General features: G+C 46.7%; 15 protein-coding genes. 8 read left to right on the top strand and 7 right to left on the bottom strand.

What is annotated here, in order from left to right:
• Positions 1-384: 384 nt before the first annotated feature.
• A complete protein-coding gene (locus QUB52_RS22920; protein WP_332974844.1) occupies positions 385-858 on the top strand; it encodes a Coq4 family protein in 474 nt (157 codons plus the stop codon).
• Positions 859-888: 30 nt separating this feature from the next.
• Positions 889-1,113 (top strand): response regulator transcription factor, encoded by a 225-nt coding sequence (locus QUB52_RS22915; protein WP_332974846.1) that lies wholly within the window; start codon positions 889-891, stop codon positions 1,111-1,113.
• A 117-nt stretch (positions 1,114-1,230) separates the two neighbouring features.
• Here QUB52_RS22915 and QUB52_RS22910 read toward each other — a convergent pair whose 3' ends face one another.
• The 4 genes from QUB52_RS22910 to QUB52_RS22895 form a co-directional block, all read right to left on the bottom strand.
• Positions 1,231-2,127 carry an alpha/beta fold hydrolase gene (locus QUB52_RS22910; protein ID WP_332974847.1) on the bottom strand — a complete coding sequence of 299 codons (897 nt, stop codon included), beginning with the start codon at positions 2,125-2,127 and terminating at the stop codon, positions 1,231-1,233.
• 217 nt (positions 2,128-2,344) lie between these two features.
• Entirely contained in the window at positions 2,345-3,787 is a 1,443-nt protein-coding gene (gene dacB / locus QUB52_RS22905) for a D-alanyl-D-alanine carboxypeptidase/D-alanyl-D-alanine endopeptidase (RefSeq protein ID WP_332974856.1), read from the bottom strand.
• Between the two features lie 181 nt (positions 3,788-3,968).
• A complete protein-coding gene (locus QUB52_RS22900; RefSeq protein WP_265238664.1) occupies positions 3,969-4,295 on the bottom strand; it encodes a (2Fe-2S) ferredoxin domain-containing protein in 327 nt (108 codons plus the stop codon).
• Between the two features lie 43 nt (positions 4,296-4,338).
• Entirely contained in the window at positions 4,339-4,479 is a 141-nt protein-coding gene (locus tag QUB52_RS22895) for a hypothetical protein (protein WP_265238665.1), read from the bottom strand.
• Positions 4,480-4,540: 61 nt separating this feature from the next.
• Here QUB52_RS22895 and QUB52_RS22890 point away from each other — a divergent pair, with 61 nt between their 5' ends.
• The 3 genes from QUB52_RS22890 (at position 4,541) to QUB52_RS22880 (ending at position 7,927) form a co-directional block, all read left to right on the top strand.
• Positions 4,541-5,002 carry a CBS domain-containing protein gene (locus QUB52_RS22890; protein WP_106333204.1) on the top strand — a complete coding sequence of 154 codons (462 nt, stop codon included), beginning with the start codon at positions 4,541-4,543 and terminating at the stop codon, positions 5,000-5,002.
• A 295-nt stretch (positions 5,003-5,297) separates the two neighbouring features.
• Positions 5,298-5,972 (top strand): phycobilisome degradation protein NblB, encoded by a 675-nt coding sequence (nblB, locus tag QUB52_RS22885; RefSeq protein WP_332970508.1) that lies wholly within the window; start codon positions 5,298-5,300, stop codon positions 5,970-5,972.
• Between the two features lie 668 nt (positions 5,973-6,640).
• A complete protein-coding gene (locus QUB52_RS22880; RefSeq protein WP_332974849.1) occupies positions 6,641-7,927 on the top strand; it encodes a CAP domain-containing protein in 1,287 nt (428 codons plus the stop codon).
• Between the two features lie 530 nt (positions 7,928-8,457).
• Here the strand turns inward: QUB52_RS22880 and QUB52_RS22875 are convergent.
• Positions 8,458-10,098, bottom strand: a complete 1,641-nt coding sequence (locus QUB52_RS22875; RefSeq protein WP_332974850.1) for a putative bifunctional diguanylate cyclase/phosphodiesterase — start codon at positions 10,096-10,098, stop codon at positions 8,458-8,460.
• A 444-nt stretch (positions 10,099-10,542) separates the two neighbouring features.
• Between QUB52_RS22875 and QUB52_RS22870 the strand changes: the two genes are divergently transcribed.
• Entirely contained in the window at positions 10,543-11,067 is a 525-nt protein-coding gene (locus QUB52_RS22870; protein WP_265238672.1) for an isopentenyl transferase family protein, read from the top strand.
• 84 nt (positions 11,068-11,151) lie between these two features.
• Here QUB52_RS22870 and murQ read toward each other — a convergent pair whose 3' ends face one another.
• Both murQ and QUB52_RS22860 read right to left on the bottom strand, forming a co-directional pair.
• On the bottom strand, positions 11,152-12,066 hold the full coding sequence (gene murQ / locus QUB52_RS22865) for an N-acetylmuramic acid 6-phosphate etherase (protein ID WP_332974852.1): 915 nt from the start codon (positions 12,064-12,066) through the stop codon (positions 11,152-11,154).
• Positions 12,067-12,190: 124 nt separating this feature from the next.
• The gene (locus tag QUB52_RS22860) at positions 12,191-12,577 is read right to left on the bottom strand and encodes a DUF3110 domain-containing protein (RefSeq protein ID WP_265238676.1); all 387 of its coding nucleotides are present in this window, start codon (positions 12,575-12,577) and stop codon (positions 12,191-12,193) included.
• A 621-nt stretch (positions 12,578-13,198) separates the two neighbouring features.
• Between QUB52_RS22860 and QUB52_RS22855 the strand changes: the two genes are divergently transcribed.
• Positions 13,199-19,909, top strand: a complete 6,711-nt coding sequence (locus tag QUB52_RS22855) for a translocation/assembly module TamB domain-containing protein (RefSeq protein ID WP_332974854.1) — start codon at positions 13,199-13,201, stop codon at positions 19,907-19,909.
• A gap of 222 nt (positions 19,910-20,131) precedes the next feature.
• Entirely contained in the window at positions 20,132-20,497 is a 366-nt protein-coding gene (locus QUB52_RS22850) for a hypothetical protein (RefSeq protein ID WP_265238680.1), read from the top strand.
• Positions 20,498-20,945: the final 448 nt, after the last annotated feature.

Raw genomic sequence — 20,945 nt, 5'->3', positions numbered from 1 at the left:
ACTTGCTAGCACCCATTTCCCTCGTTTTGCACCCTTCAACTTCTGACTCATTGCAGGTGCAAATACTTAGCAGCAGAATAAATTTATATACGTAAGTAAAGGAGTTCCAATCACCGCTAAATACTGTGGATTTTACGGATATTTCCCGGTGGGTCAAGTTGCGGTAACTAACACTAACGCGATTTTGACAACTGGCAGATTGCAAATCTGAGACTGTTTGTAAAGAAATATTAAAGCTCCGGAAAGCCAATTGCGGTGATAGAAAGTACGATTTCTAAGCTGAGGGTGTAAAAAAAGTCGTCTTGATTCAGCGCAAAAATGAACTTGACAAACGCGAATTTAATTTTTAAGAAACTTAAATCATTGTTGGAGCGAGAATAAATTATGGCTGACGGTCAATTAGGAGTTATATTAAAGATGGCTCAAACAATTAATCCTCAAATTGAGAGCGATCGACATTTTGAAATAGACTTGGAAAAATTGCGCCAACTGCCAGCAGGAACATTAGGGTGCGAAGTGGCGCGATTTTTAGACAAACAAGGGTTTGAGCCGATCGCATCTGGTGACTGGATTCAACGAAACCACGACGTTTGGCACGTTCTCACAGGTCTTTCGCCTTCTGCAGAAGATGAATTTGTACTTCAAGCGTTTACTCGCGCTCAAGTATTTCGCCCTTCCTGTGCGATTTTAGTGTTAGTTGGATTGCTAAGTGGCAAATGCGCGATCGGACAAATTATCAAAGGCTTAAAACACGGAAAATTAGCCGAGCGATTAATTGACTGGGACGTTGCATCTGATTGGGAAACTCCTTTATCTGAAGTTAGAGAAAAACTGGGCATTCTACCATTAATTGACTAGATTTTTAACTCATTACTGCACTGCAAAACTATGCAAAGCAAAATTTACAAACCGGAAATTAGCCTGAGTCCACGGGAAAGGGCGATCGCGCAATTAGTAGCCCAAGGCCTGCCAAACAAATGTATTGCCAAAAATTTAAACATCAGTCACTGGACGGTTGCTACTTACGTGAGGCGGATTTTTATCAAACTCGGTGTTTGTTCGAGAACTGCGATGATTGCACTGCTGATCCAAGAAAATTTGCTCTGGGACTAATAAATAAGTAGGGTGCATCAGATATTAAGAACGGGCAAGATGCCCGTTCCACAAAAATTTAATGTTCTTGTGGAACGGGCATCTTGCCCGTTCTTATTTACAAGGGTTAATTTTTTTCTAGGCCAAAGCCAAAGAAGGAGAAGAATTCCTCAAAAAACTCAGCAATTCTCGATTCACCGTTTGCGGCGCTTCCTGCTGAATCCAGTGACCGCAATTAGGGATTAATTTTAACTTAAACGGAGCCGTAATTAACCGATCTAAACCTTCTACAAGTTTGTGGCTCAAAAACGCATCTTCTTCTCCCCAAAGCACCAAAGTAGGCACTGTCACAGGTTCTAACTTCTGCCCCCAATGCCAAAGCCGCTGCGGGTGAAACATTTGCTGGTAATAATTCATCGCCGCCGCTAACACTCCCGGCTTTTCTAAAGCGGTTTGATAAATCTTAGTTTCCTCAGCGCTAAAAGCTCCTTTGCGAATAGCTTGACCCTGAAAAATATTTTGCACAAAATCTTTCAAATTCTGCCGGATCAACCATTCGGGGATGCCGGGAACCTGAAAAGCCAAAATGTGCCAACTGCGCCGGAGTTGATCGAAATTACTTGCCATTTCCTGCACGAATCGCTGCGGGTGCGGAGCGTTTAAAATTGCCAACCGGTTGAGTTTTTCGGGGAACTTTTGAGCTAAATGCCACGCGATCGCACCACCGCAATCATGACCGACAATGTGAGCTTTTGTATAGCCGAGGCGATCGATCAAACCGCGAATATCAGCACTCAGCGTATCCAAATCATAACCGGTTGTCGGCTTGTCCGAATCGTTGTAGCCCCGCAAATCCGGCACTACAACCTTAAAATGACGCGCTAAAGCAGGAATTTGATGGCGCCAAGAGTACCAAAACTCTGGAAACCCGTGCAGGAGGATCACGAGTTCGCCTTCTCCTTGAGAAACGCAGTGCAGGCGGATGTTGTTGGTTTCGACAAAGATGTGTTGCTGTTCGGAATCTAAAGACTTCATAGTTGCAAAGTTAGACTTATTTTCGGGAAGTACAGAACCCGCCGACTGTTAGCAGGCCCAAACGACCCAATGGTTTTAATTCTTCTGCTTTTATTGTAGCTGCTTTTCGATCCCCGCCGCAGGAATGTAGTTAAACTTAAAACTTGTACGGTTTGGCCCTGTCCAGTTTTTTAAGTGTAATTACTGAGCTTAACTTTTTCACTTTAAATCTGTGGTTTTAACAGCGACGCAGGCGGTTCAATAATAACACAATTTCGTCTGTTGCCGATCGCATTTTTGCAGCCGATAGGTCAGATTGATTGACGATAATGCTAAACACCAGCGGCTCGTAATTCGGAACTTCGATATATCCCGACAGCGCCGAAACTCCGCTCAAGGTTCCTGTTTTTGCTTGCAAAATGACGCGGTTTGGTGTAATGTTAATGCGATTTTTTAAAGTGCCACTTTCGCCAGCCACGGGTAGTGAAGCGCGGTAGATAGACGCAGCAGGTGAATTAGCCATCAATCTCAAAGTTTGCACCAAGGCTTCTGGACTAATTAAATTGTGGCGAGACAAACCGGAGCCGTCGGCTAATATGTAGCTGTTGGGATTTACGCCTAATTGAGTTAAAGCTGTTTTTAACTCTTTTAAACCAATTTCACTTGTATCCTCTTGCGGCACAGGTATCTTGCCTGTAATTTTCCCCAACAATCTCAATAAAATTTCTGCATAAAGATTGTTACTTTCCCGATTAGTTTCCTTCACCAATTGGGCCAGCGGTGGCGATTCAACAAAGGCTAATTCCTGAGTGAAATTGCGAGAACTAGACGAAACTAAAGCTTGTTTAACAGGGATTCCTTCAGCGGCCAGAACTTGCTGAAAATGTTGCAAAAAGTTATTGGCGGGATTGATAACTGCGACATAAGCTGATTCAGATTCTGCACCAACTTGCAACTGTCCACTAACTCGAATTGCGGGCCGATCGAATTCTCTGCCAACTTCAATAAACTCGGATTCGTTTTTAGAGACTGTGACTGAATTGTTCAAAATTTGCCACTGATTTGCTAATTTTGGTTCGGCAAAAGTGACTTTCAGGGGTTGCCCGATCGCCTGCGGGGACAACAGAAACTCGATCGCATTTTGATTGTAAATCAAACTGTTAACCGGCGCGCCATAGCCAGCTTGCGCGTCTTCCCATTCCCAATTCGGATTGACTGCACTGCCTTGAAAATAGCTGTCATCGCCAATCAACTCGTTTATGCGATCGACTCCGCGCCGTTTCAACTGCTGCGCCAAGTCCTTCAACTGAGCCTCGGCAATGCTCGGATCGCCCCTACCGGCAACGTAAAAACTCCCATTTTCGCCACTGTAAACCGATGTCTTAATCCGAAAATCTGCACCGAGTTTCTGCAAAGCAGCCGCTGTGGTTAGCAGTTTGACATTGGATGCTGGAATGAAATATTTGGCTGCGTCGCGGCTGTAGAGAGTCGCGGTAGATGATAGCGGTTGTATCAAAATGCCCCAGCGCGATCGGCTAAATTCAGCACGATTGGCGATCGCATCAACTTTCGCCCCCAAATCTCCAGGACAAATATCCCCAGCCACCGCAGGCGTTTGAGCTACTACCTGCGGAGTGTATCCGATAATTAGCATGAACAAACTAACTGCAATTCGTTTGATTTTCAAAGCGTAATTTCCATAATAGATAAGATTTTATGATTTTTTGATTAATACAAAAACCGCAGATTTAAGGCAGATTAACACAGATAAACGCAGATAATTTCCTGATTGGAAAGCGAATGAAAGCAAGAGGTCTATTAGATGCGCCAGAGCTTGAAAGTTTCACCGAATCAAGTCAAGACTAATAATAATAACGCATATGAATTCTCGGATTGAACAGCGCCTCTACAGGTTTTCCCCCTTTGAGGTGCTCTTCCACAATCAAGGGTACATCACTCGGTTTAACTCGACAATACCAGATTTCGTCTGGAGTGACTCGCACAGTCGGGCCCGTGTTGCACTGTCCCTGACAGCTACAAGCCTGAACAGTCACCCCTGGGACTGGTTGGGCTTCAAAAGCAGCTAGCACTGCTGCTGAACCGTGTCTCAGGCAAGATTGATACTGGCAAACTAATACACAGCGCGCTTCTGATTGGGTATCTGCTTCTGGGGCGGGAAATTCTGGCATCGGTAAGGATTTATCTGCTGTTTAACATATTTTAACAATGTTGTCAGATCGATCGCCCGCCTGTGTCACACAAACGGCAGAATTTCAGGATGCGATCGCAAAAACCTTTCAAATTATGGCATTCAAAATTTTTCCTGGCTTCTACCCGATCGCAAATCGCTTCAGCAGAGCTGCCTTTCTTCAATCGGTGTCACGGTTTCCCTATATGATCGGATGTAGAGCAAAAACTCAATCAACCGCCAATCATGCCCAAAACAGTAGCCGATCTGATGAGCCGCGAGCCGATTTTGGCGCGCCCCGAAATGCCTTTAAATGAAGCGATTCAAATTTTAGCCGATCGACACATTAGCGGTCTTCCCGTCGTAGATGAGAATGACTTGTTAGTAGGAGTCATCTCCGAAACCGACTTGATGTGGCGCGAAACCGGCGTAACTCCGCCCGCTTACATCATGGTACTCGATAGCGTGATTTACCTAGAAAATCCAGGTCGTTACGAGCGAGAACTCCACAAGGCTTTAGGACAAACAGTAGGAGAAGCGATGAGTAAAGAGCCAGTTACCATCGAACCCGACAAATCTGTCCCAGAAGCTGCAAAACTCATGCACGATCGCAGCATCCACCGATTGCTGGTAGTCGATACTGCGGGCAAATTAATCGGCATCCTCACTAGGGGAGATATTATCCGATCGATGGCGGCCGAATCTTAATTAATTGTTGCAGTTGAAGGATTGTATCAAAACATGAGTCGATCGCTCCTTCAATCTCTCAACGTTTGGCAATCACCAATTATCTAAGACGTTAATTGCTTTGATTCGCTCGCTTTTTGGGAAATTATCCGCGTTTATTTGCGTTTATCTCAGGCTTCCCTATCAATCAAAGATTTATGCAATAAGTCTCTAGATTCGCGAGTAAAAAGTCAGGAATACGCGCAGAAATATTTCTTCCTTCTTCCCTCTTCCTTCTTCCTTCTTCCTTCTTCTCAATTACCAAATTTAAAATCGAATGAGCATTAACCCTGAGTCTGTCGAACAATTGCTAAATTCCGAGGATTTTGGTGAAAGGCTGCGAGGTGTCAACCAACTGCGACAACTAGAACCTGCGATCGCCTATAATTTGATTCAAATTGCGATCGGCGACAAAAACGTCCGCGTTAGATACGCAGCAGTCAGCCAAATGTCAACCCTCGGCACCCAGAATCTGCCGAACGCTTTAGAGGTACTGCGGAACAGCCTGAATAACGACCCCGAACCCGACGTACAAGCAGCAGCAGCCGATGCTTTGGGCGCATTGAAATTAACCGCTGCTTTAGACGATTTGCAACAAGTTTACAGCAGTACATCTGAATGGTTGGTGCAACTCAGTATCGTCGCAGCTTTGGGAGAAATGGGGGATCCAAAAGCATTTCCCATGTTAGAAAATGCCCTGACTTCTGAAAACGAGTTGATTCAAACCATTGCCATTAGTGCATTAGGTGAATTGGGAGATAAACGGGCGCTGCCTCTGCTGCTTCCCTACGCTTCCAATGCAGATTGGCAAATCCGTTACAGAGTCGCTCAAGCTTTGGGGCGGTTGGGCGGCGCAGAAGCAGGGGCGGCTTTGGAAATTCTCGCCAAAGATGACGTTGAGCAAGTTGCTCAGGAGGCTAAAGTCGGACAAGAGAATAGTTTGAAATTGTGAATTTTGAGTGGTAAATTTTGAATTAATTTAGAATTTTTGGTGAGGTTTCTACTAAAAACTTAGTTGGCGCGCGATCGCTAATCTGCTGAAACCCGGTTTCTTCATATATTTTTCGTAACTAAACGCCAAACTCGTAGAAACCGGGTTTCTAGCCCCCAACCCGCGAACTGGGTGCGCAATATCAACCTTACTAATCAGGAAAAATCTAAAATCTAAAATCGTATCCCACATTCCGCACTGTCAACTGTCACAATCGGTTTTTACTTATTTTGATCGAGCAATTAAACTATAAATTATTATTTTTTACGTGTATTAACGGATAAGAATCATTATAAAGTATAATTTATCACTTTAAAAAAAGATGGTTGTGGGTAATTATTCTGTGTGACACTAAGGGGGTGGGGAATGTGGGTTGTATTGATGCCACAGGCGATCGCACCCTACCCTTTTTCAAGCAAATTCCGGATCTTGACATCCGCATTTTGAAAATAGCTATAATAAAAATAGATACAATAGTGGCAGGGAATAACACAATTATTAAAGCGTGCCCAGGCTGCGATCGGGGAAACTATCGTTAAGACAGTAAGCAATCTACCAGCTTTCGTCAAGTCTTACAACTACTTATCATCCCCATGCTCGAAAAAATACAAACTTCCGGCGATCGGTCCTTGGACATTTTAACAGGAGAGCGATCGGCTTCTCAAATCGCACCAAATATAACCAATCAAAACTTTATTTATAAAGTTTTAGAACTCACGAACATAGAACGCGGCAAATTAAGTTTGCCCCCCCTAACCTTAAATACTCAATTACTCAGTGCCGCGCAAACTCAGAGCCAAAATATGGCACTGCAAGACTTCTTTTCCCATACCGGAAAAGATGGTTCGTCAATGGGAAGTCGGATTACTGCAACGGGCTATAAATTCAGCTCGGCAGCAGAAAATATCGCTGCGGGATCGTCTACACCGGAACAAGTTGTATCATCGTGGATGAACAGCCCTGGCCACCGGACTAACATTCTTAACCCGAATCTGAAAGAGATTGGCATTGGTTACTATTTCTTAGCCAACGATACTGGCAGCGTCAATTACAATCACTACTGGACGCAAGTTTTTGCTACTTCCCTTGACGGTAGTGTCAATCCCGCACCAACTCCAACTCCAACTCCAACTCCAACTCCAACTCCAACTCCAACTCCAACTCCAACTCCAACTCCAACACCCAGCACATTAGTCTCGATTACTTCGCCCATACCCAATGCTACAGGGGACGGCAGCCCGACGACAGCACCGAAGAATACAGCCAGCGGCGGCAATTATTTCCTATCAGATAGTGGCGATTCTCAAATACCTGCAACTGCTGCGGGATTGCCAATTTTTGCCCTTTCTGGGAAAGATAATCTCATCGGTGGAGATGGTGTTGACATTATTAATGGAATGCAAGGTGCTGATACAATTAATGGCGCAGGTGGGAATGACAGCTTATTGGGCGGCAAAGAATCGGATTCAATTGATGGCGGTGTTGGCAATGATTTTATCAGCGGCAATAACGATAACGATCGACTAATCGGATCTGACGGTAATGATACTATTCGCGGCGGCAAAGAAAACGATATCTTGATTGGCGGTAACGGGGACGATTTGTTGGCGGGCGATCGCGGCCAAGACATTCTGACCGGCGGTGCTGGAAATGATACGTTTATCTTAGCAGGAGGTTTGTCTGCTTCGGCTACTTTAATTGGTGCGGATGCGATCGCCGATTTTGCGATCGGAGATAAGATTGGTTTGACTGACGGTATCGGATTTGCAAACTTGACTTTTGAAGATGTGAGTTTGCAGTTGGATGGAGGCGCAAGCATCGCTTCTACGGCGATTAAGTCTGGTAGTAATTATTTAGGAATCGTGCAGGGTGTCAGTCAAAGTCAGCTTACATCTGCTGTTTTTGTTAACGCCTAAAAAACAGCATATCGAGATTCCCGACATTTTGGATAAGTCGGGAATCTAAAAACAAGAGCGCTTTAGTGGTTCAGCGTGAAATACCTAACACTAACCTTACGGTGAGCGTGTAGGCTTCGTGTCTCGTTTGCCGTTGCTCTGTTGGGGATATCCATTGCTGAATATTCGTCACCAAAGACGATCCAAGTCTTACACAGCATCTCTGGCTTTACAGCCTTTATCCCTTCGTAGGAACCCACGCAGAAGCCCTGTTTCCCAAGGCAAAAAACTATTTCGTATGACAAACTTGGATTGTATTTCACATTGGGACGTATCCCAATAACCAGCGGTCTGTCTTTTCCCCCTTTCTCTCGCAGTTGTCCAAGGCCAAGCATATTACTGCTACTGTAGCCTCTTGTTTGCAGTCGAGTGGGTGGGTCGCAACCACTTATATCATACCATCTTTTTGTGAGAAATTCATAGACTTTGTTTGGCTTATATCGCAGCGCTGAATTGAGTACAATTACAGCGTGGGACTTACGCCAATTAAGTTAAAAGTGTGTGGCAATAGCGATAGATTCTGCATCAGACTCAAGCGAGTCCTTTAGCAGTTTGGTGATTGTCTCAGCGTTAGCAGGGCGACTGAAGTAAAACCCTTGACCTTCATCGCAGCCTCGCGCTTGCAGGTAGTCACGCTGCTCCTTGGTTTCAATGCCTTCTGCGGTGATCGTTAACCGCAGACTTTTTGCCAGAGCAATGATCGCATCAGTAATGGTGGCGCTGTTCGGGTTAGACAGTACATCTTTGACAAAGGATCGATCGATCTTGAGCATATTAACCGGAAACCGTTGCAGGTAGTTGAGCGAACAATAACCTGTGCCAAAGTCGTCTAGGGCGAGGGACACGCCAAGTTCTCGCAGTTGCGTTAAGATTGTGACCGATCGCTCAATGTCAGTCATCAAGGCACTTTCAGTCACTTCCAGTTCTAAATACGTAGCTTCGAGTTCCGTCTCTGCCAAAATTTGGCGAACCATCTCAACCAGATTCGTTTGCTCAAATTGTCGAGCCGACAGATTCACCGAAATCCGCAGGGCTGGCAGCCCTGCCAGTTGCCAGCGACGGTTTTGAGCGCAAGCCGTTCGCAAGATCCATTCACCAATGGGCACGATCTCGCCATTGGCTTCGGCGATCGGAATAAATTTTACCGGAGACACCAAACCCTCTGTAGAATGCTGCCAGCGAACCAGCGCCTCCGTTGCTGTCACCCGTCCGCCGTGCAGGTCGATCAGCGGTTGATAGTAAACCAGTAGTTCGTTACGCTCCAGCGCTCCGCGCAGGCTATTTTCTAGGGCCAGTCGCTCCTGTAACTGAACGTTCATTTCGGGTGAATAAAACTGATAGTGACTCCGCCCTTGCTGCTTTGCCTGATGAAGTGCGAAGTCGGCTTGCTGAAGAAGTTTCTCTACAGAATTCGTATTTTCTAGATGGTTCAATGTAATGCCAAGACTGCCGGTGATGTGGATCTGTTGGCCATCTATAGAGAAAGGTTTGGTCAGCGTACTCAGTAGGAGTTGGGATAGCTTGACCACACTCTCCAGCGAGGGGAGTTCGCTGCGAGCGATCGCAAACTCACCGTCGCCCAAACGCGCCAAGGCATCTGACCCATCTATGCACTGTACCACCCGTTGGGAAACGGCTATAATTAGTAAGTCGCATATCCCAGGCTTCAACGCATGGCGTATCCCTGTGAAATCATCGATACCTAATACCAGCACTGCGACTAAGGGTGAGTGATTTTGAGATCGGGTTTCATTCAGGCGATCGCAGAATAAGTCACGATTTGGCAATCCAGTCAGTTCATCGTAGTGGGTAATGTAATGAATCAATTCATCTAGTTTGTAAAGCGTTTGTGAGGAATTTGCCATCAGCGTACCGACTTCATCAGTAAACTTTGTGGGTAAGTTCGGCAATGTTCTTGTATCGAGGTAGTTTTGTAGAGCCTCCGAGGTTAAGATTACCGGAACCAGGAGGTGGCGTAGCGTATAAAGCGTTGCTGCCGTACCCGCTAATGTCGCCAGCAGAGCAATCAGCAGAACCCGGACTGATGTCTCTACAGAGTAAGCGTTTGAGGTAAGAAACCAGACCATTAAGGTTAGCAAAGGAACGTGCGTTCCTAAAAATGCAACCACCATAATTTTGGCAGTGTAGCTTTTTTTCAGCCAGGGGAGATGCCCCAAGGATGAGTATAGGTTAAGGTTAGGCTTTGGTTGCATAGGACTCGGTTTTAAATTTCAAGGTGGGTAGAGTATCCAGCAGTCTCGTACTAGGTGCGTTGGCTTCAGAAACGGCTTTTTTAACTAAGGAGCGATCGCCTTAGATTTGACAGATATTTTACAAAGCGATCGACAGACAATACAGGGTCGCGATCGCTTGTCTGATAAAATATCCAAGCGATCGCCAAACAATAAATATATATAATGACCCTAATCGCATTTATCAAAAACGTCAATGATCGCGCCACAAATTACCGAAATTGACTTTTTGGAAAGCTACAAATTCGATCAACCTTCAGCTTTTAGTCTGCTAATGATAACTGATAACTAATGACTAATAACTAATAACTAAAAGGAGTAAGTATGAAAAAAGTAGCCGTGTTTGGTAATACTGGAGGCGGCAAATCAACTCTCAGCAAGAAATTATCAGAAATCACTGGTTTGCCAATTTACGCATTGGATAAGATTCAATATCAATCTGGGGGCGCTGAAATTCCCTATGAACAATATAAGCGTACCCACGCTCAAATTTTGGCTACTGATCGATGGATTATTGACGGGTTTGGTTGTATGGAAACCCTCTGGCTTCGACTCAACGAGGCGGATAGTCTGGTTTTTGTCGATCTACCGCTGTACGTGCATTTCTGGTGGGTGACTAAACGGATGATTGCAGGTAGCTTTAAACCGCCAGAAGGCTGGCCGGAAAAAAGTCCGATCTTGAAGAGTTCAATTAATAGTTACCGCACTCTTTGGTTGTGTCACAAGTATTTGACTCCCAAATATCGCGAGTATGTCGATCGCGCTCAAAATACCAAAAGTGTTTATCACCTCAGATCCACTGAAGAGATTTCACAATTTTTTGAATCGATGTTGACAGTGGACAGTTGACAGTGGACAGTTGACAGTGGACAGTTGACAGTGGACAGTTGACAGTGGACTGCTGACTACTGACTGCTGACTACTGACTGCTGACTACTGACTAATTGATGCTACAGCCGATCGCAAATTACCTTGAAACTCGCCCAAAATTCGATCGCACTCTTCCCTCTCCAAATTAGTCCAGTGCATCATCAAAGCCAGCTTGACAGACTTGCCGCTTTTTTCCAGCAAAAAACCCGCTTCATCCCGACTCAAATCAGTTAAGTCTTGTAACATCCGTATAGCCCGATCGCGCAATTTCTGATTAGTCACCGCCACATCAACCATCCGATTGCCGTAAACCTTCCCCAGCTTCACCATTACGCCAGTCGAAAGAATATTCAAAGCCATTTTGGTCACAGTACCAGCTTTCAAGCGCGTCGAACCCGCGACTATTTCCGGGCCAACCAACAACCGAATATCCACATCAGCGTCAAAATTAACCTGTTCCACGGGTACGCAGGCGATAAACACAGTTTTCGCCCCCCGCTGGCGCGCCGCCTGTAAAGCACCCGCCACAAACGGCGTCGTACCCCCAGCCGTAATCCCGACAACCACATCCAGATTGGTAATGTGACGGTGGGCGATCGCCTCAGCCCCATCCTGGGCCCGATCCTCCAAATCCTCCGAACTCCGCACCAAAGCCCCCGCACCCCCGGCAATTATGCCCTGTACGAGTTCTGGTGGCGTGCAGAAGGTGGGGGGACACTCGGCGGCATCGAGTACCCCCAAACGCCCGGAAGTACCCGCACCGACGTAAAACAGGCGGCCTCCTTGACGCAGAGACTCGGCTGCGATGTCGATCGCCCGTGCTAAGTGTTCGCGCGCCAGGGCGATCGCGCTTAAGGTTTGGGCGTCTTCGCGGTTGAACAAGTCCACTAATTCGATCGAGCTAAGTTGGTCTAAATTCTCGCTGTTGGGATTCACCTGTTCCGTCAGCAGATGCCCCCGTTCTTCCAAATTCTTCATATTTTGCAATTCAAGTCTATCTACTAATGAGTACCGATTACTGCCAACCGCCAACTGTCAACTGTCAACTGTCAACTGTCAACTGTCAACTGTCAACTGTCAACTGTCAACTGTCAACTGACTCTTACAAAAGTCCTTCAAGTCGGCGGCGCATAGAATCCAGTTCGTCTTGGGAAACATCAGAATCCGACTCCGGCTGTGACTCCGGTTGCGACTGCCCCTCTGCTTGCCACTCAGTCTGTGTTACATTGTCTTCTGGCGGAATCGCCAGTGCGCCCGCCGGTACCAGTTCCCAATCATAATCAACACTGTCGCAGAATTCCTTAATTTCCTCATCGTCGATCGCCTCGACAGCGGGTTCGGGGAAATCCTGGGCTTCCAACATCACGCCAAAGCGTGTCGCGTCGTCTTCTGACTCAAACATCAGAACTTTGTTGCGTGAGCCGAGTTGAATGGTATGAATTCCCTCATTCTCGGTGCGGGCATTGAAGAGTAAGACGAACACTCGCATAAGTTTTAAAGACCTTCTTAACCACCGTTTTTTTATCTTAGAAGCGATCGGGTCACCAATTAGTCGATTTTAGATATTAGATTTTAGATTTTAGATTGACTATAGATTCTGTACTGACGGGATTGAGAGGATTTGGGGGAGTTCGAGGACTTGGTTTGAGATTTTAGATTTAAGATTTGAGATTGACTCCAAATCCTGCACGCGCGGGGCTCAAGAGGATTCTGGGGAGTTATAGGACTTGGTTTGAGGTGATGTTGCGTGCTTTGATTAAGTTCGGTCAAGGTTTCTGGAGTCTGCCCCTGCGTGGGGCGTAAATCTGGAAGATCGATCGTCTGCGTTAGCATAGCCCCCGTAGACGATCGGCACTTCCTGCCTCAGTTATCAGTCTACCAAAGGCAGAAGCCACAATCGAGCGAATCAAAAAAGTTATATAGCAAGCACGAAGACGGTTAGGACGCTCTTAATTGCACAAATATGAGCTTTTATTGATTCTTCCTTCTGCCTTCGATCCGTTACATCCATTACATCCGTGGAGCGAATCCGCTGCCGAACTTCCTTCTCCTGTCTCAAATCGGCTGATGTCCTCAATCCCTGAATTCTCACAAGCTCTGAGAAACACCCATGACTAACTCGGACGATGACAAAAAACAACTTGCACCCCATCCTCAGCGCCGCTGGTGGCGTATCCTGCTGCTTAGCGGTACGGGAGTGGGCATTCTCGGCCTGGTTGGGGCGGTGGCCGCACGGGAGTGGGTGCGGGAAAAGTTAGCTCCTTTGGTGGCATCTGAGGTCAGTCAGACACTGAAGCGGCCAGTGCAAATTGGCAGCTTGGAGCGATTTACTCCGACGAGTTTGCGGTTTGGTCGATCGAGCGTACCTGCAACGGCTACCGATCCAGATTATGCTTCCACAGAAGCAGTGGAAGTGCAATTTTCAATCTGGCAACTGCTGTTCAATCGCACCCTAAAATTAGATATTACCTTAGTTAAACCCAGCGCTTATATCGAACAGGACGCTCAAGGCCGCTGGGTTAATATTCCCACCTCCGAGCCAAAACCTGCGGGTTTATTTAAAACTGAAATTGAGGCAATTCGAGTTGAAAATGTCGGCGCAGTTTTGGTACCGAGTCCCGCAGTCGGGCAAAAAACTTCGGCTCCGATTTCCGTAACTCTGAAAAATGGCAGCGCTCTATTTCGCGAGCAAAATCAGCGCGTTCTCTACGAATTTAACGGTCAGTTTACTAATAATGACAATTTTGCAGTCAAGGCGGATTCTCTATTGCCTGCGGCTCAAACTAACGTGCTATTGCAAGCGCAAAACTTACCTTTATCCGACATCACTCGCTTGCTGAAAGTTTCCGGCGTTTCTCTCCAAAAAGGTCTGGCAAATAGCAATTTAACCGTGCAAGTCCGAGACAATAAATTATCTGGAATTACTGGGGTGGCGAGTTTTGCAGGAGTGCAGGCAAGTATCAAACCGCTGAAACAGATTATCCAAAATAGTAGCGGTCAATTGCGGTTTCAGGAAACTAATGTGATTGTCGATACTTTGACTGGTAATTACGGTTTAATTCCTTTTCAAATAGCAGGAACAGTGGCAACTGGAGCTAATTTTAATACCGAACAAGCTAGATTCAATCTAATAACTAATGTGCCACCGATAGCTGTGGCAAGTGTTGTCAGTGCGGTGGAAACAGAGTTAGGGCAGAAAGTTGTATTACCAGTTGCTGTGGCGGGAGAAGTTAAGGCGGATGCTAAGCTAACTGGAACCGTTGCAAATCCAGTATTGGTAGGTACGATCGCCTCGACAAAACCCGCTACAGTCGATCGCCTACAATTAAACAATGTTAGCACTAATTTTAAACTGGAACGGGGGAGAATAGCTCAAACTCCAACTCCAAATTCTCCATCGTCAACTGGGCAGTTTTCCTCTTTGGCTTTGACATTGAGCGATATTTTGGTAGTGCCGGCGGCGGGTGGTAAAATTGGCGGGAAAGGTGAAGTATATCTCGCGTCGGGAAGTGAGAATTCGCGATCGGGTTTGGTGTTTGATTTGCAAGCGGAAAATGTACCCGGAGATGCGATCGCCCAAATTTACGCTGTCCCAATTCCTGCTACTCTTAAAATTGGCAATGTCTCCGCAAAAGCTCAAGTTTTCGGCCCCTTAGACAACATTCAAGGTATAGCTAAATGGCAAGCACCGCAAGGGACTTTTCCCGCGAATGGCGAAATTAGAGCAGACCGCAATTCGGCGGACTTGCAAAATACAGTTGTGAAAATTGGCGACGCTGCTGTGAATGTTGACGCGGCGCTCAAAGACCGTCAGTGGGAAGCTATAATCAAGGGCGATCGCGTGGCTATAAATAGTTTACAGCAAGTCGTACCGGGACTTAATTTACCTCCTGAATTAGCAGGTTTGTTCACCGGAACCGCCGAAGCAGCGGGAACTCTGGACGATTTGAGTTTAAATGGTATTGCTGCTAGGGGCAAAGGAACGTTGAATCTTGCTGACAGTATTGTTAATGTTAATGGCAAACTCGAATCCGGTCAATGGCAAGCTTCTGGGCAGACAGAAAAAGTTGCTCTCAATCGCTTAATTGATATTGGATTGCCATTTTTAGCCCTGGAACAGCCCGCCAATTCTAACAGATCACCCGCCACCAATCTCGAAAATCTCAAATCCAAAATTCAAAATCTCAAATCGTTAGACGGACAGCTAGCAGGTGAATTTCAAGCGGCGGGAAATGTTAACAATTTAACCGCTAGTGGCATCAATTTGATCGCCAACGGCAGGCTCAATATTGCCGATAGCAATGTCAATCTCAAAGGAGAATTGGCAGCGGGAAATTGGCAAGCAACCGCAGGAACCGATCGCACTTCCATCAGTCGCTTGGTAGATTTAGGATTGCCGCTGTTAGATGTGGCTTCGGCCTTCAATCCCGAAAATCAACAAAATAGCAATCTAAGATCCAAAATCCAAAATCTAAAATCGATTGATGGCCAGCTATCGAGTCAATTTACCGCTTCGGGAAATCTTGACAATTTGACGGCTAGCGCAATCGATGTCAGTGGCAGAGGCCAACTAAATCTGGGCGGCAGCAATGTCAATTTCAAAGGAGGATTAGCGGGGGGAAATTGGGAGGGAATCGCAGAAACCGATCGCACTTCCATCAGCAGCCTGGTAAATTTAGGGTTGCCACTGTTAGATGTAGGCTTAGCTTTCACCGCTGACAATCCCCAAGTTGTAGCCAACATCAACAATCTAAAATCCAAAATCCAAAATCTCAAATCGCTTGACGGACAAATATCTAATCAAATTCAAGCAGCCGGAAGTCTTGGTAAATCAAGCGTCGCCGATGTTTCTGTAAACAGCAGCGGTAAACTGAATATTGCTGACGGTACTGTTGATTTTAAGGGAAAATTAGATGCTGGACGCTGGCAAGCTGTCGCGGATCTCGATCGAGTTATTCTCAGCCGCTTAGAACAAACAATCCGCGATACCCAACTGTTTACCCTGACGGCGACTTTGCCCAAAGGATTTGACGGCAGAGTTAACGGCCAATTTCAAGCAGCGGGCAGTTTGGATAATTTGACAGCTAAAGGAATTCGTGCTAGTGGGGAAGGACGGGTTTTGGTCGATCGACTGGGGGCGATCGATACTACAGCCACATTGGAAAACGGCAACTTAGAAGCATTGCTGGAAACCAACGGAGTTACAGTCAGCAATTTAGAACAAACCCTCAAACAAACAGGTTTACTGACAACCAATTTACCGCCAGAAATTGCTGGAACCCTCGACGGGAAAGTCCGAATTTTAGGCAGTGTAGATAATTTAACTGCCAACGGCATCACCGCCAAGGGCGACGGACAAATTCGACTCGCCAACGGTGGCGGAGTTGTCAACGCCATAGCTAGCGCCGCCTCCGGGAATTGGCGCGCCTCAATCGAAGGCGACCAAATTGCCTTAAGTCGCTTCCAGAAAGCCTTTGAAGCCCAGCGCCAAAGCTTGCAAGCCAGCAGTTTAGTCTCGCAAGCCCAAAATCTCCCGCTATTGCGAGGCATATTTAACGGCAATGTCAATTTATCCGGCCCGATTGCCGCTGCTTCGGCCCAAACTGTTCGCGCCGGCGGCAGTTTCCGCATCTCGGAATTGCCGTTTTTGAAACAACCTTTTGAGGCAGTATTTAATTGGGACGGCAACCGCGTAGAAATAGAAAAAGCTGCAACTCCGGGTTTGACAGCCAACGGTTTTGTGAATGTCGAACTCGAAGGTAAAGGATTACCCTCAATTTCCAATCTAGATTTGGATGTAAAACTCTCCAACTTTAACCTGGAATCCTTACCAGCAGAACAGTTGGCATTTTTGAGACCAATTGGTCTCAAAAATTCTTCAGAGAAAAATCAGCCTGTCCGCGGCAATGTCGATTTCACGGGCCGCCTCACCGGAACTCTTACCGCCCTCAGCTTGGTTGGCGATGTGGAAGTGCGGAATTTAGCAGTAAATCAAGTTGAATTCGATCCTGTACTGGCGGGGACTGTAAGTGCGAGTTCGGATAAAAGTGTAGACTTGCGTTTGGCCGGTCGCCAAGACAAAATTGAATTAGCTTTAAATTCATCTTTTCTACCGACATCTTTCTTGGTTCAACGGGGAGAATCGGTAGCCCGCGGCCAAACTGAGGGAGAAACTTTGCGAGTCAATTTAAGCGATTTTCCTTTGGCTGCTTTGAATCTCACGCCGGGGAAAGATGTCGGTTTGGGGCCGATAACTGGTACGGTTTCGGGACAGGTGAATGTACCGGGCTGGAAGATGCCGTTAAATCCGCAGACTTTGCAAGCAAACGGACAAATTTCGATCGCCCAACCTGCGATCGGCTACATTAAAGGTGACAGTTTTCAAGCCGAATTCAGCTATGCTAACGGCAGCGCCACTCTGACAAACGGCATCTTCCGCCAAGGTACCGGTCAATACTTAATTTCGGGCAATGTGAAAACCGGCGCAAACCCAGAATTTGCCGGGAAAGTTAACATCCAGCAGGGCAACTTGCAACAGGTTTTAGTCGCTTTACAATATTTCAATTTAGGCGATTTAGCCAGAGGCCTCAAACCTCCGGTTTACGCTAACGCCGCCGACGTGCAAACTGTAGCAGTTGGAGAACCGGAAGCCCCGCTAATCGAACAGTTGCGCCGTTTGGCAGAAATTGAAGTGCTTTTGCAGCAGCGGCAGGAGGTGATTGCAGAATCGCAAAAATTGCCTCCGCTATCTGAATTGCAGGGCACTTTTGGCGGGGAAATTTCTGTCGCCGGTTCTTTGCGAACGGGCGTGCAAGCTCAATTTAACGTTGCGGGCGATAATTGGCAGTGGGGCAAATATGTCGCTGAAAAGTTCAGCATTGAGGGCGGTTTTCAGGACGGGATTTTAACTATTTTACCTCTGGAAATTCGATCGGGCAAAAGTGCGATCGGCTTTTCGGGACAACTGGGGCAAAAAGGTCAATCCGGGCAGTTGCGAATCGAAAATGTGCCGGTGGAAAAGGTAGCCGAACTGGTAGAATTGCCCTTTGTCGATGTCACCGGAAATTTGAATTTGCGGGCGAACTTGGCCGGCAGTTTGGAAAACCCGCAGGCCACCGGAGAATTGAGTTTGGTTGACGGTACGCTAAACGGAGAACCGATTAAACAAGCCGACGGCAGTTTTAGTTACAGCAACGCCCGCCTCAATTTTGGCGGCAGCGCTTTGGTGACTCAAATCGAACCGATTGAGGTTCAGGGAAGTTTGCCTTTTGAGTTGCCGTTTGCTGCTGTGAAAGCTGACAGCAATCAAATTGATTTGAGGGCGAATTTGAAAAATGAAGGATTGGCAATTATTAATGTCTTGACTCCGCAAGTTGCTTGGGTTAGCGGCAAGGGACAGGTGCAAATTCGTGTCGGAGGGACGCTGCAAGAGCCTGTAGCGCAAGGAATTGCAAATTTTGAAAATGCAACCGTCCGGGCGAACGCCTTTCCAGAACCGCTGACAGGGCTGACTGGGACGGTGCGCTTTGAGGGCGATCGAATTCGGGTAGAAGGAATTCGGGGACAGTTGAGTAAGGGAGAAGTTGTGGCGCAGGGCGTGATTCCGCTGTCGGTGCCCTTTGCCGAGGGCGATGTCGATGCAGCGAATCCTTTGGCTGTCAATCTCGACAAGCTGGCCTTGAATCTTAAAGGATTGTATAGCGGCGGCGCAGTCGGTCAAATCCAAGCCAGGGGCACGGCTTTTCGGCCGCGCTTGAGCGGTAACATTGAACTCTACGACGGCGAAGTATTTCTCCCAAGTGCGGGCGGCGGCAAGACTCAGTTAGTTTCTTCGCCTTCCGATTCTCCTTCCACACCTGCGACAGAAGCTTCGCCTTCCGATTCTCCTTCCACACCTGCGGCATCTCCTTCGCCTTCCGATTCTCCTTCCACGGCTTCGGCTTCTCCTTCCCCTTCCTTTGATGTTGCCTTCAACGATTTGCAACTGAAGTTGGGCCGGGGAGTGCGGGTAACGAGTGCGCCGATATTGAGTTTTCAGGCGACTGGGGGTTTGACGGTGAATGGAACTTTAGATGACCTTCGCCCTGTGGGTACGATTCGGTTGACTTCCGGGGCGGTGAATTTGTTTACCACGCAGTTTAAGCTTGATAAGGGATACCCGCAAACTGCTACCTTTGTAGCGGGACAAGGACTCGATCCGACGCTGGATGTGAGATTAGCAACTTCGGTACAGGAAGTAACGCGGTTCCGCACTCCGGGAACATCTGTCGCCTCTGAAATAGCCGACGAACCGACAAGTTTCGGCAGCGTGCGGAGTGTCCGAATTCAAGCGTTAGTGCAGGGTAAAGCTTCTCAATTGGCGGAAAGTCTGGAGTTGAGGAGTTCTCCAAGTCGATCGGAAACAGAGATTGTAGCGCTACTAGGTGGCAGTTTCGTACAGACTTTAGGACAGGGAGATAGTACACTGGCGATCGCCAATTTAGCCGGTGCAGGATTATTAAACAACCTGCAATCCGTGATTACCAACGCCACCGGATTGAGCGAATTCCGGTTGTTTCCGACTCGAATTAGGGGTAATGAAGGTCAAACAGCCAGTTCCAGTTCAGGGGTCGCATCCGGCGCAGGTTCCCTCGGTATAGGCTTAGAAGTCGGGGCCGATATCACGCGCAATCTTTCAGCATCAATCATTCGAGTATTGTCAGCAAATCAGCCAACAGAATTCAATATGCGGTATCGTTTAAACGACAAAATATTGCTCAGAGGTTCAACCAATTTCCAAGGAGACAATCGCGTCACCGCCGAATACGAATTGAGATTTTAGTCATTAGTCATTAGTCATTAGTCATTAATTGTCATGTTCCCAGAAACCGGGTTTCTTCCGATATATTTTGCCACCAACCCTGATTGTGTAAGAAACCCGGTTTCTGACGCTTTGCAATATTCCCAATTCTCAATTACCAATTTCCCAATAATTTGCTATAATAGTAACAGCAGAAAATTAGTCTTGCCAACCCCGCACAAAAGATTATAGGAGTTAAGTCAAATGGCAAACAAACTCCAAGTGAACACACAGGCGATCGGCTACAGCGACTTTTACTGGAACCGATTTAGTCCCAGAGTAGCAACTATCAGTAGCATCCGCAACGCCAACCACTGGGACGGCGGATATATCACCTACATTGCATTTCCCACGAAAGTAGAAGCCACAGCAGCAATGAAATATTTACTGCTGCATCAAAAAGCCGCCGATGTCGATATGCGCAAAGCCAAGCGAATGAAAGAAAAAGGCATTCGTTGGGAACTCAAGATTCGGGGATTAGCATTTAACGAAGTGTTGAAATGTGCAACTATGGACATAACCGGAAACCTAGTTATGTCACCTGAAACGACTACTCAAGCCCTAGGCTAATAGCTGCATTTAGATAATTTGTAAGGGCGGTGTTCCGTGTCCGTCCTAATTCCAGATTTCTCTCTTATAGCGGTTCTCAAGCGTGGTGAGGTATGCCCTATGCCCTATGCCCACGGAGGCTAGCCCTGTCAAGGTGTGTGCTGAGCTTGGTCTGGAAGTCCTGTCAGTAGGTTAGTCTGGATGGTGTATTCCGAAGAACACTTGCGCAGACTGGGAATAGGATAAGCGAGGAAAAAGTTGATGCCGGAAACAATATTTGGCGTTGCTTAATCAGGGTATGAAAAAGAATTAGGCAAAAATCTAGAAGCTTTGTGGACAATGGTTTTTATGATTTGCATATTTAGCCGTTCATACCGTAAATCAGCAACGCCCAATATTTGACAGATTTGTCCAAAAAACTCCCATCACCCTCATGGTGCGAGGTGTAATGGAGCGTATATTGGCGAGA

Source organism: Microcoleus sp. A6-C6 (assembly GCF_036705955.1).
GTDB lineage: Bacteria > Cyanobacteriota > Cyanobacteriia > Cyanobacteriales > Microcoleaceae > Microcoleus.
The sequence above is the reverse complement of the archived record's forward strand: the minus strand, read 5'-3'. Positions and strand labels throughout refer to the sequence as shown.